Raw genomic sequence first — 12,077 nt, 5'->3', positions numbered from 1 at the left:
ATGGGGAACGGAAGAATGCCATGACCTCGCCTGCACACGGAAGCGACCGCTTCGATCTCTGGGCACCGGAAGCGCAGGACGTCACGCTCCTCGCTGACGGCCGGAAGTACGACATGACCCGCCGCGGCGCGGAGGCACCCGGCTGGTGGACCGCCGCCGGGGCGCCCGCCGCCGGGGACGTGGACTACGGCTACCTGGTGGACGGGGAGCCCACCCCGCTGCCGGACCCGCGGTCCCGCCGCCAGCCCGCGGGCGTGCACGCGCTCTCCCGCACGTTCGACGCCGGAGAATACCAGTGGGCTGACGGCCAGTGGGCGGGGCGGGAGCTCAAGGGCGCCGTCATCTACGAACTCCATGTGGGCACCTTCACGCCGGAGGGAACACTGGACGCCGCGGCAGGGAAGCTGGCGTACCTGGCGGAGCTGGGCATCGACTTCGTCGAGCTGCTGCCGGTCAACGGGTTCAACGGCACCCACAACTGGGGCTACGACGGTGTCCTCTGGTACGCCGTGCACGAAGGCTACGGCGGACCCGCCGCGTACCAGCGCTTCGTGGACGCCGCCCACGCCGCCGGCCTGGGCGTCATCCAGGACGTCGTCTACAACCACCTCGGCCCCAGCGGCAACTATCTTCCCCGGTTCGGGCCCTACCTGAAATCGGGGGAGGGCAACACCTGGGGCGACTCGGTTAACCTGGACGGCCCGGAGTCGGACGAGGTGCGCCGCTACATCCTGGACAACGCCGCTATGTGGCTGCGCGATTACCACGTGGACGGCCTGCGCCTGGACGCCGTGCACGCCTTCAAGGACGAGCGCGCCGTGCACCTGCTGGAGGACTTCGGCGCCCTCGCCGACGAAATAGCCGCCGAGACCGGACGCCCGGCCACGATGATCGCGGAATCGGACCTGAACAACCCGCGCCTGCTCTACCCGCGGGACACCAACGGGTACGGGCTGGCCGGGCAGTGGAGCGATGACTTCCACCACGCCGTCCACGTCAACGTCAGCGGCGAAACCACCGGCTACTACGCCGACTTCGACTCGATCGGGGCGCTGGCCAAGGTCCTGGAGCGCGGGTTCTTCCACGACGGCAGCTACTCCAGCTTCCGCGCCCGCCACCACGGCCGGCCCATCGACCCGGCCCAGGTCCACCCGGCCGCGCTGGTGGTGTGCAGCCAGAACCACGACCAGATCGGCAACCGTGCCACCGGGGACAGGCTGTCCCAGACCTTGGGCTACGGGCCGCTCGCGCTCGCCGCCGTCGCCACCCTGACTTCGCCGTTCACGCCCATGCTGTTCATGGGCGAGGAATACGGGGCCACCACCCCGTGGCAGTTCTTCACCTCCCACCCGGAACCGGAGCTGGGCAAGGCGACGGCCGAGGGCCGGATCAGGGAGTTCGAGCGCATGGGCTGGGACCCCGCCGTCGTCCCCGACCCGCAGGATCCGGAGACCTTCACCCGGTCCAAGCTGGACTGGGCCGAGGCCTCGGGAGGGGACCACGCCCGCCTCCTGGAGCTGTACCGGGCGCTCATCGCGCTGCGCCGCACCACGCCGGACCTGACGGAACCCGGTTTCGAGGACACCGCCGTCGACGTCAGCGAGAACGAGGGCTGGCTGCTGCTGCGCCGCGGCCGCACCGAGGTGGCGATGAACTTTTCCGCCGAGGCGCGGCGGGTCCCGGTCCGCGGGGCGGCCCTGGCCCTGGCAACCGACGACGGCGTCCGGCTGGACCCGGCTTCCGATGCTGAACCCGCTCCTGGCGGCGCGGCGCCGGCCACACCACTGCATCTACCCGGCCACAGCGCCGCGGTACTCACCCACTAAGGCAGGATATGACGTATGACATATTTGGCAGCTGATACCCGCTACGACTCCATGCCCTACCGCCGCGTGGGGCGCAGCGGCCTGAAACTCCCGGCCATCTCACTGGGCCTGTGGCACAACTTCGGCGACGACAAGCCGTTCGAGATCCAGCGCGCCATCCTGCGCCGGGCCTTCGACCTGGGCGTCACCCACTTTGACCTCGCCAACAACTACGGCCCGCCCTATGGCAGTGCCGAGACCAACTTCGGCCGCCACTTCAAGGACGACTTCAAGCCGTACCGCGACGAGCTGATCATCTCCAGCAAGGCCGGCTACGACATGTGGCCGGGCCCGTACGGCAACTTTGGCTCCCGCAAGTACCTGCTGGCCAGCCTGGACCAGTCGCTGGGCCGGATGGGCCTGGACTATGTGGACATCTTCTACAGCCACCGCCCGGACCCCGAAACGCCGATGGAAGAAACCATGGGCGCCCTGGACCAGGCCGTGCGCTCCGGCAAGGCGCTCTACGCAGGCATTTCGTCCTACACCCCGGAACAGACCATCGAGGCCGCGGGGATCCTCAAGGAACTCGGCACCCCGCTGCTGATCCACCAGCCCAGCTACTCCATGCTCAACCGCTGGACCGAGAACGGCAGCCCCAACCTCTTCGAGGCGCTGGAGCAGGTGGGCGCCGGATCCATCGCGTTCTCGCCGCTGGCCCAGGGCATGCTCACCGACCGCTACCTGAAGGGCATTCCGGCCGACTCCCGGGCCGCCCAGCACAAATCCCTGGGCGAATCCATGATCACCGAGGAGAAACTGGACCGCGTGCGCGGGCTCAACCGGATCGCCGAGGGCCGCGGGCAGACGCTCGCGCAGCTGGCCATCGCCTGGATCCTGCGCGATCAGGGCAAGGGCTCGTCGGTCACGTCCGCACTGGTGGGCGCGTCCAGCGTCCGGCAGCTTGAGGACACCTTGTCTGCGATCAACAACCTGGATTTCACGGCCGATGAGATCGACGCGATCGACGAGTTCGCCGTCGAATCAGACATCAACCTGTGGGCCCAGAAGTCGTAGGCATCCGCAGTTAACACAAGTGCCGGGGCCGCCGGGGAACAACCGCGGCCCCGGCGGCGTTGACTAGACTACTAAGGGCGCCTTACGGCGTCGTGTCCGCCTGCCGCCCGCACAACTGATGCAGTACCTCAGAGTGCGGCCGCGCCGGTCACCCTTGTTTCTCAAAAGGAGTTCCGTGTCTTCACATCCGATTCGTGTTGCAATCGTCGGCGTAGGTAACTGCGCCGCTTCGCTGGTCCAGGGCGTCCAGTACTACAAAGATGCCGACCCCAAGGCCACGATCCCGGGCCTGATGCACGTGGAGTTCGGCCAGTACCACGTCGGCGACGTCCAGTTCGTTGCCGCGTTCGACGTCGACGGCAAGAAGGTGGGGCAGGACCTGTCCGACGCCATCCTGGCCAGCGAAAACAACACCATCAAGATCGCCGATGTCCCGCCGACCGGCGTCACGGTCCAGCGCGGCCACACCCTGGACGGCCTGGGCAAGTACTACCTCGAGACCATCGAGCAGTCCCCGGAGGAGCCGGTCGACGTCGTCCAGGCCCTCAAGGACGCCCAGGTTGACGTCATGGTCTGCTACCTGCCGGTCGGCTCCCAGCAGGCCGCCGAGTTCTACGCCCAGTGCGCGATCGATGCCGGCGTGGCGTTCGTCAACGCCCTGCCGGTCTTCCTGGCCGGCACCAAGGAGTGGGCGGACAAGTTCACCGCCGCGGGCGTGCCGATCGTGGGCGATGACATCAAGAGCCAGATCGGTGCCACCATCACGCACCGCGTCATGGCCAAGCTGTTCGAGGACCGCGGCGTCACCCTGGACCGCACGTACCAGCTGAACGTCGGCGGCAACATGGACTTCAAGAACATGCTCGAGCGCGACCGCCTGGAGTCCAAGAAGATCTCCAAGACCCAGGCCGTTACCTCCAACGTCGAGGCCGAGCTCGCCGCCAAGGACGTCCACATCGGCCCGTCCGACTACGTCCAGTGGCTCGATGACCGCAAGTGGGCCTTCGTCCGTCTTGAGGGCCGCAACTTCGGCGACGCCCCGGTGTCGCTGGAATACAAGCTCGAAGTCTGGGACTCGCCCAACTCCGCCGGCGTGATCATCGACGCTATCCGTGCCGCCAAGATCGGCCTGGACCGCGGCATCGGCGGCCCGCTGGTCTCGGCGTCGAGCTACTTCATGAAGTCCCCGCCGGAGCAGTTCAACGACGACCTCGCCCGTGAAAAGGTCGAGGCCTTCATCCGCGGCGACCTGGAGCGCTAACCGCCCCCGCTGCCGCCCTGCCTCTGGACGCTCCCTCACGTTTGGCGTGTTCCAACCCGACGCTCCCTCACCAATGGTGGGGGAGCGTCGTCGTTTTCGGATTAGGTCCGGGATGCTCCCTCACCTTTGGCCGATACCGACCCGATCCTCCCTCACGTCTTGCAGACATCGGCGGCTCGCTGCCTCAGATTGCGCTGGAAAAGCCAGCTGCGGCCGGCGGGCTGAGGTATGAGGTGCGGAGGATTCGCTTCATCTTGGTGACGGCGCCGGAGAAGCCATCCGCGAGGTCATCTTTTGTCAGGACGAGCACTGTCCATCCGGCTGCCTCGAAGGCCTTGTCACGGCGGCGGTCGCTGAAGATCTGTGCGGGGAGCAGGTGGTGCCCGCCGTCGTACTGAACCGCCAGCCGCCGACGGCGATACCCAAGGTCCGCCGTCGGCGCGGCAGGACTGTCCGGTCGCAGCGGGAGCTGCAGTTCCGGTTCCGGGAGCCCGGCGTCGCACATCGCCAGCCGCAGCAACGTCTCCGGCGCTGAATCCGAGCCCACGCGCATCAAGTCCAGTGCGGCACGGGCGCGGACGATTCCCTGCAGGTTCGGGTGACGGCCCACCATCCAACGCAGCTCATCGATGGTCGCAAAGGGATCACTGCGCCCTTCCAACCCCAGTCGGGGAATCCGCACCAGCTCATCACCCAGGCAGACCAACTCTGGCAGGCTCAACCGCAGGGCGAGGTCGAGCCACGTCCGGGAGCGCGTGCTGATCCGGATCCCGTCCACTGTCTCGACCTCGCCCTCCAACGCAAGAACCGTGTGTCCGAGAATGCCTTTGCGCCGGACCTCCGGGAGCGCCCGCGGCTTGCTCAGGTGTAGCTCCTCCGAGTCCGAGAGCCAAGGAGGCAATATCTGGCATCGGAGCCTGGCAGCGGTGACGTGGGAGATCCAGGCGCCGGGCGACGCTGCGGCCAACGCACGAGCCGCCGCCTCCAGCTCGAAGTTCCAATCCGTGGGCCGGTAGAGACCCCGGCTGATGTGAATTACGTCGGAGTGCCTGAGCCTGGTTCTCGGCACTCCCAAGGACCTTGCATCCGCGATGGTAAAGGGTGCTGCGCTGAGTGGACCGGGAAGCTTCGTAGGCTTTTCCATGCTGGCATTTTGAACCTATTTGGAGAGCCGCGCAGGAGTTATCCACAGATGTCCCGGATCGGCCCGCGGCGGCAGGCGCAAGCGCCGCGCCGGACCTGAGGGAGCGTCGGTTGGGGAGTTGCCGGACCTGAGGGATCGTTGGTTGGGGGGATGCAGGAGGTGAGGGAGCGTCAGGTGGTTTAGAAGAGGCCGACCGGGTTGCCGGCGTCGTCGACGTCCATACGCATCGCTGCCGGCACCTTGGGCAGGCCCGGCATGGTCATCACGGCGCCGGTGAGGGCCACGATGAAGCCCGCGCCGGTCTTGGGGATGAGATCCCGGACGTGGATGGTGAAGCCCTTGGGCGCGCCGAGGCGAGTGGCGTCGTCGGTGAAGGAGTACTGGGTCTTCGCCATGCACACCGGCATCCCGGACCAGCCGTTCTTCTCGATCTCGGCCAGCCGTTTCAGCGCGGGCACGGAGAAATCCACGCCGTCGGCGCCGTAAATCTCCTGCACGATGGTCCGGATCTTGTCCTCCACGGACATCTCCAGCGGATACAGGTGCCGGAAGCCGTGCGGGGCGTCGATCGCGGCCGCTACCTTCGCCGCGAGCTCGTCGCCGCCGTCGCCGCCACCACCGCGGCCCCAGACATCGGCCACCGCGGCCTGGACACCCTCCGCGGCGCACCACTGAAGCAGCCAGTCCAGCTCCTCGGCGGTGTCCGTGGCGAATTTGTTGACCGCCACGACCGGGGTGATGCCGAACTTCTCGACGTTGCGGATGTGGCGCCGCAGATTGGCGACGCCGGCGGCCAGCGCCTCCACGTTGGGCTCCTTGAGCAGGTCTTTCGGCACGCCGCCGTGCATCTTGAGCGCCCGGACGGTGGCCACGAGGACGACGGCGGACGGGGCGACGTCGGCCATCCGCGCCTTGATGTCCATGTACTTTTCGGCGCCGAGGTCCGCGCCGAACCCCGCCTCGGTGATGACGATGTCCGCAAGGCGGCGGGCCGTCTGCGTGGCGATGAGGGAGTTGCAGCCGTGGGCGATGTTGGCGAAGGGCCCGCCGTGCACCAGCGCCGGGGTGCCGGCGATGGTCTGCACGAGGTTGGGTTTGATCGCGTCCTTGAGCAGCATGGTCAGGGCGCCCTGGACGCCGAGGTCGGCCACGGTGACGGGCCGGCGGTCGTAGGTGTAGCCGAACGTGATCCGGCCGAGCCGGTCGCGCAGATCGTTCAGGTCCGTGGCGAGGCAGAACACGGCCATGATCTCCGAGGCCACGGTGATGTCGAAGCCGTCCTGCCGCGGCGTGCCCTGGGCGGGCCCGCCGAGGCCGATCACGACCTCCCGGAGGGATCGGTCGTTCATGTCCAGGACGCGCTTGAACGTCATCCGGCGCGGATCGATGTTGAGTTCGTTGCCCTGGAAGATGTGGTTGTCCACGAGGGCCATGAGGGCGTTGTTCGCCGAAGTGATGGCGTGGAAATCGCCCGTGAAGTGCAGGTTGATCTGATCCATCGGCAGCACCTGGGAGTAGCCGCCGCCGGTCGCGCCGCCCTTCATGCCCAGGATGGGGCCGAGCGAGGGTTCGCGCAGCGCGATCATCACTTTGTGCCCGGCCCGGGCCAGGGAATCCGCGAGCCCCACCGTCGTGGTGGACTTGCCTTCGCCGGCGGGGGTGGGCGACATCGCGGAGACCAGCACCACCTTGCCGGGCGCGCGCACGGGGGTGCCCGCCGGAACGGTCAGCTTCGCAGGGTCGATCTTGGCCTTGTAGGGTCCGTAGAGTTCCAGCGCGTCCGGGGCGATGCCGGCGGCCGCCGCAATCTCCCCGATCGGCTTCATGACTGCCCGCTGGGCAATTTCCAGGTCGCTGGGGACGTTGTTCCCGGCAGTGGTGGTCTCAGACATCGTTGTCCTTCGGCTCGTGGCGTCGGCGGGTTTGTCCCGGTCCGGTGTTGCCGGGCGGGGTTGGAGCGGGCGGAGGTGGTGGAACCGGTTCAGGGTGTGTGGCCCACCGGGATGGTCAGGCTTCCAAAATACTGGCTTACGGCGGTGTGGTAGCTCTCCAGCGTAATCGCGGCGGTGCGTTGCCAGCCGAACTCCTGGGCATGGATCGCGGCGGCGCGCCCCATGTCGGTGCGGGTTTGGGTGTCGTCGAAGAGCGACTCGAGGGCGTCCGCCCAGTCGCTGGCCTTGTGGCCCTCGATCAGCATCCCGGTCCGTCCGTCCTGGACGGCGCGGGAGAGGCCGCCGACTTTCGTGGCGAGGACCGGCGTCCCGCAGGCCTGCGCCTCCAGCGCCACCAGGCCGAAGGACTCGCTGTAGGAGGGCATCACCACCACGTCGGCGGACCGGTACCAGCCGGCCAGCTCCGGGGCGTTCACCGGCGGGTGGTGGGTGGCGACGTCGTCCATTCCGGCGGCGCTGATCAGCGTCTTGAGGTTGAAGTCCTTGGCGCCGCTGACGGCCCCCAGGATGGTCAGCTGCAGGTCGATGTCCGGGCGCCGGGAGCGCAGGAGCGCCGCCGCCTTGATCAGGATCTGCGGGCCCTTGAGCCGCTGGATCCGGCCCGCGAACAGCAGATGGAACTTGCCAGGGGCGATGCCGTGCTGGGCCCTGGCCCGGTTCCTGAAGGCCGGCGTGAAGACGGCCAGGTCCACGCCGGGCGGCGCGACGTCGATGTGGTCGATGTCGGCGTTGTAGTGCGAGACCAGCTCGGCCGCTTCGGTGCCGGTATTGGCGATCAGCCGGGTGGCGCCGTCGACAATCCGGTGCTCGCCGTCCTCACGCCGCCGCGGCTCGGGCTGTTCGCCGGACTCGAGGAGCTGGTTCTTGACCTTCGCCATCGTGTGCATGGTGTGGACGAGGGGCAGCCGCCACAGCTCCGCGAGCTCCAGCCCGGCCACCCCTGAGACCCAGTAGTGGGAATGGATGACGTCATACCGGCCGTGCGGCTGGAGCTGCCGGATCCGGTTGATCTCGGCGACCATGCTGTGCAGCAGCCCCGGGAGCTCCTCCTTGGGCAGCTTACGGGGCGGGCCGGCGAGGACGTTGTGCACGCACACGCCCGGGGACGGGTGTTCGACGGCGGGCTGCGTGGCCGAGGTGGACCGGGTGAAGATCTCCACTTCCACGCCGGTTTCGGCGAGGGCGGCGGCCAGCGCCCGGACGTACACGTTCATGCCGCCGGCGTCACCGGAGCCGGGCTGTTCCATGGGCGAGGTGTGCAGGGAAAGGAAAGCGACGCGGCGGATCAGCGACACGGTTCCCCTTTCCTCTGCCCATTTCTTTCTGCCCAATGCATGTCGATAAAACATTACTCCTGAAGTGCCGCCCGGTTCACGGGCCCGTTCGGTTCGCAGACCGGGGCGTGCTGCTAACGTGGCCGCTGTGAACACAACGACAGGACAAGAACCTGCAGCCGGCTGGACCATCCGGGAGGCCCGCCCGGAGGACTGGCCGGGCATCTGGGCGATCCTGGAACCCGTCGTCCGGGCCGGGGAGACCTTCACCTGGGACCGGGACACCGCCGAGGACGAGGCCCGCGCACGCTGGTTCAAGCAGGCGCCGGGCCGGACGTTCGTCGCGGTTGCCTCCGACATCGGCGCGGTTCTTGGCACCGGCGAGCTGCACCCCAACCAGGGCGGCGGCGGCAGCCATGTGGCCAACGCGGGTTACATGGTCCACCCGGGCCAGGCCGGCCGCGGACTGGCCCGGGCCCTCTGCGCCTATTCGCTCGACGCCGCGCGCGACGCCGGTTTCCGGGCCATGCAGTTCAACGCCGTGGTGGAAAGCAATGTCCGGGCCGTGGCAGCGTGGAAATCCATGGGCTTCGAGGTGCTCGCGACCATTCCCGAGGCATTCAACCACCCTGAACTGGGCTACGTGGGCCTGCACGTGATGTACCGAAAGCTGTAGGGTTGCCGGCCCGGTGCCGCGGGACGCCGGGACGCTGATGTTGGCGGGCCGTTAAGGCCCGCGGGCAGCTACGGCCCGCCGTGCCAGAGACGGCCTAGTTCCGGGAAGGCTGCTTCATAGCCGGCCAGCAGTTTTCCGGCGAGGTCATCCGAGTCCACGAGCGGATGCCTGGCGAACGCGGCGAGGGCCGCCTCCCGCCGGCCGGTCGTCGCCGCCTCCACCACGAGCCGTTCGACGTCCTTGACGCGCCGCAGCAGCTCCAGTTGCGCCGGTCCCGGGCCGTCCTGCGGGACTGGCTCGGCGCCGTCGGGCGTCACCCGGCACGGAACTTCGACGACGGCGTCGGCCGGCAGCCCCGGGACAGCCGGCACCACCTGCGCTCCGGACCCGGCGCCGCCCGCTTCCGGGCCGGCGGGCGCCGCTTCCGGGCCGGCGGACCCGGGCGTGGTGACGGCGTTGCGCGTGTTGAGGATCAGGTCCGCCGGGCCGCCGCCGGAGAGGGCGCGCATGGCCGCCAGCGCCACCCGCTCGTAGCCGCCGCCGGCGAGGTCGGTCTCGTCGCGGCGTTCGCCCGAGGTGCGGGCCTCCGCGAGGTAGCCCTCCTCGCGGGATCTGCGGGCATCCTCCCACAGCGCAAAAGCCTCGGCTCCGGCGGCAGCCAGGCGGGGATAGAGTTCGGTCTGCTGCCGGGCGATCGATTCCCCCCGGGTCTGACCTGCGGCGCGCATGCCGGCCACCGCCCGAACGGTGTCGTAGTAGTAAAATAGATATTCATTCGGCAGGCAGCCAAGGCTGGCCAGCAACCCGGGCGGGAACAGCCGGCCTTCCTCGAATTCCGACAGCGCCGCAGGGTTCGCGAGCAGTGCCGGGAGGGCGTCCCGGCCCCCGGCCTCCAGCCGGTACAGCCAGCCGAGGTGGTTCAGTCCGTAGTAGCCCACGCCGTCGAGCGTGCCCTCGGGCAGCGCGACGCCGGCGGCACGCGCCGCACGGTGCACCAGGCCGCTGGCGGAGTCGCAAATCCCGATCACCCTGGGACCGAGCACGGGGACCAGGGCCTCCGTGACCATGCCGGCGGGGTTGGTGAAGTTGAGCAGCCACGCCCCGGGGCAGCGGCTCCGCATTTCCTCCGCGAGCCGCAGCATCGGCGGAATGGAGCGCAGCGCGTAGGAGATCCCGCCGGCGCCGGTGGTTTCCTGGCCCAGGAGTCCGAGGTCCAGGGCGATCCGCTCGTCGGCGGTCCGGCCGGCGGTGCCGCCGGGCCGGATGGCGGCGAAGACCATGTCGGCGCCGTCCAAGGCCTCGGGGAGCGAGGACACGGCACGGATCTGCGGGCCGGAACCCGGCGGGCCCTGCCGGGCCAGGGAGGCCAGGACCGCCTCGATGGCCGCCAGCCTGGCGGGGTCGACGTCGTAGAGCACCAGCTCCCGCACCAGCCCCGCGAAAGGCCCGGCAGAGAGCGCCCGGTAGACCAGGGGGACGCGGAAGCCGCCCCCGCCGGCGATCGTGAGCCGCATGCGGACAGTCTATTCCCCGCCTTGTTCGCCGCCGGTTTGGGCCCCGCTTTCCCCTGGTATCCCTCGACGGCGGTACGGCGTAATGTGCCGTGTATGGACGCGACCCCGGCGCGGCGATTTGATCCGCTCTCTGCCGTCCGCAGCCCGGCCGCGGACGGATTCGACTTGCTCCTGACCGGGACCGTGTTCCAGGACATCATCTTCACCGGGCTGCCCCACGCGCCGCAGCCCGGCACGGAAATCTGGAGCGACGGGATGGGCAGCTGCCCCGGGGGCGTCGCCAATCAGGCCATCGCCGCCTCCCGGCTGGGACTGCGGACCGGTCTTGCCGCCGTGTTCGGCGATGACGGCTACGGTGACTACAACTGGAAGATTCTGGCCGCCCAGGAACACGTGGACCTGTCCCTGTCCCGGCGTGTTCCGGGCTGGCATTCGCCCGTCACGGTGTCCCTGAGCGTGGAGAAGGACCGGTCCATGGTGACGCACGGGCACCCGGCGCCGGTGACTTCCACCGAGCTGGTTGGATGCCCGCCGCCGGCGCTCGCAGCCGTTGCGGAGCTGGGGGAGGAACTCGAACCGTGGGCTGTCGACGCGCACAAGAACGGCGTCCAGCTGTTCGGCGATGTCGGCTGGGACCCCACCGGCGCGTGGTCCTCGACCCGGCTGGACCACCTGAAGTATTTCCACGCCTTCATGCCGAACCAGCACGAGGCCATGAACTTCACGGGCTGCGACGACCCCTGGTCCGCCCTGTACTCGCTTGCGGACCGGGTTCCGGTGGCGGTGGTCACCCTCGGCGCCCAGGGATCCATGGCCGTGGATTCGGAAACGGGGGAGGAGGAGTGGGTCCCGTCCCTGCCGGTCCGGGCCTACGATCCAACCGGCGCCGGTGACTGCTTCGGTGCGGCCTTCATTGTCGGCTCCCTGGCCGGCTGGCCGCTGGGAGACCGTCTCCGCTTCGCCAATCTGTGCGCCGCCCTGGCCGTCCAGGAGGTGGGCGGCTCGCTGGCCGCGCCCGGCTGGGGCGACATTGCCGACTGGTGGCAGCGGGCCAACGCACGGAAGGAACGGCAAAGCAGCCAATGGCTTCGCCGCTACCGCTTCCTGGAAGAGATCGTGCACGACGTCCCTCCCGAGGCGCAGCGGCGCGCGACGGCGACCATCGCCCACCAGTCCGACGCGTAGACGGGCCGGCGCGGCTGGGCTTTCGTGGCTGGCACCAGTGGACATGTCCTCCGCTGGGGCCGGATTCGTGGGCATGGACCCGTTCTGCGCGGCCGCGGGTGTGAAGATTGGGCATGTCTCGGGGTGGGGGTGCGGCCGGATTCGTGGCACCAGTGGGCATGTCCTCCGCTAGGGCCGGGGCGTGGGCAT

The 12,077-nt window shown here is 68.9% G+C and carries 9 protein-coding genes; 5 read left to right on the top strand and 4 right to left on the bottom strand.

Annotated features, from left to right (window positions below; genetic code table 11):
• Nucleotides 1-20: 20 nt before the first annotated feature.
• The 3 genes from treZ to AC1DBX_RS03575 all read left to right on the top strand — a co-directional run bounded on the left by treZ (nt 21) and on the right by AC1DBX_RS03575 (nt 4,143).
• Complete coding sequence (gene treZ / locus AC1DBX_RS03585) at nt 21-1,826, top strand: malto-oligosyltrehalose trehalohydrolase (protein ID WP_476931091.1); 1,806 nt, start codon at nt 21-23, stop codon at nt 1,824-1,826.
• A gap of 15 nt (nt 1,827-1,841) precedes the next feature.
• A complete protein-coding gene (mgrA, locus tag AC1DBX_RS03580) occupies nt 1,842-2,882 on the top strand; it encodes an L-glyceraldehyde 3-phosphate reductase (RefSeq protein ID WP_476850284.1) in 1,041 nt (346 codons plus the stop codon).
• A gap of 175 nt (nt 2,883-3,057) precedes the next feature.
• The gene (locus AC1DBX_RS03575) at nt 3,058-4,143 is read left to right on the top strand and encodes an inositol-3-phosphate synthase (protein ID WP_018773719.1); all 1,086 of its coding nucleotides are present in this window, start codon (nt 3,058-3,060) and stop codon (nt 4,141-4,143) included.
• A gap of 184 nt (nt 4,144-4,327) precedes the next feature.
• Here the strand turns inward: AC1DBX_RS03575 and AC1DBX_RS03570 are convergent, their stop codons facing one another.
• The 3 genes from AC1DBX_RS03570 to mshA form a co-directional block, all read right to left on the bottom strand.
• On the bottom strand, nt 4,328-5,044 hold the full coding sequence (locus AC1DBX_RS03570; protein ID WP_476931090.1) for an endonuclease domain-containing protein: 717 nt from the start codon (nt 5,042-5,044) through the stop codon (nt 4,328-4,330).
• 422 nt (nt 5,045-5,466) lie between these two features.
• Nucleotides 5,467-7,179 (bottom strand): formate--tetrahydrofolate ligase, encoded by a 1,713-nt coding sequence (locus AC1DBX_RS03565; protein ID WP_476931089.1) that lies wholly within the window; start codon nt 7,177-7,179, stop codon nt 5,467-5,469.
• Between the two features lie 89 nt (nt 7,180-7,268).
• Nucleotides 7,269-8,534: a D-inositol-3-phosphate glycosyltransferase gene (mshA, locus tag AC1DBX_RS03560; protein ID WP_243181048.1), complete on the bottom strand. Its 1,266-nt coding sequence runs from the start codon at nt 8,532-8,534 to the stop codon at nt 7,269-7,271.
• 127 nt (nt 8,535-8,661) lie between these two features.
• Between mshA and AC1DBX_RS03555 the strand changes: the two genes are divergently transcribed.
• Nucleotides 8,662-9,189 (top strand): N-acetyltransferase family protein, encoded by a 528-nt coding sequence (locus AC1DBX_RS03555; protein WP_476931088.1) that lies wholly within the window; start codon nt 8,662-8,664, stop codon nt 9,187-9,189.
• A 68-nt stretch (nt 9,190-9,257) separates the two neighbouring features.
• Here AC1DBX_RS03555 and AC1DBX_RS03550 read toward each other — a convergent pair whose 3' ends face one another.
• Complete coding sequence (locus AC1DBX_RS03550; protein WP_476931087.1) at nt 9,258-10,703, bottom strand: family 4 glycosyl hydrolase; 1,446 nt, start codon at nt 10,701-10,703, stop codon at nt 9,258-9,260.
• A gap of 93 nt (nt 10,704-10,796) precedes the next feature.
• On the opposite strand from AC1DBX_RS03550, the gene AC1DBX_RS03545 reads away from it, so the two are divergent.
• Nucleotides 10,797-11,888 carry a carbohydrate kinase family protein gene (locus tag AC1DBX_RS03545; RefSeq protein WP_476850291.1) on the top strand — a complete coding sequence of 364 codons (1,092 nt, stop codon included), beginning with the start codon at nt 10,797-10,799 and terminating at the stop codon, nt 11,886-11,888.
• The last annotated feature ends 189 nt before the right edge of the window (nt 11,889-12,077 follow it).

This window comes from Arthrobacter sp. 10N44_2 (assembly GCF_056394385.1).
Note: the sequence above shows the minus strand (reverse complement) of the source record. Positions and strands in the feature narration are given on the sequence as shown.

Coding starts and splice junctions, on each gene's coding strand:
- treZ (WP_476931091.1), top strand. CDS start 21: ATGACCTCGCCTGCACACGGAAGCGACCGCTTCGATCTCTGGGCACCG.
- mgrA (WP_476850284.1), top strand. CDS start 1,842: ATGACATATTTGGCAGCTGATACCCGCTACGACTCCATGCCCTACCGC.
- AC1DBX_RS03565 (WP_476931089.1), bottom strand. CDS start 7,179: ATGTCTGAGACCACCACTGCCGGGAACAACGTCCCCAGCGACCTGGAA.
- AC1DBX_RS03550 (WP_476931087.1), bottom strand. CDS start 10,703: ATGCGGCTCACGATCGCCGGCGGGGGCGGCTTCCGCGTCCCCCTGGTC.
- AC1DBX_RS03545 (WP_476850291.1), top strand. CDS start 10,797: ATGGACGCGACCCCGGCGCGGCGATTTGATCCGCTCTCTGCCGTCCGC.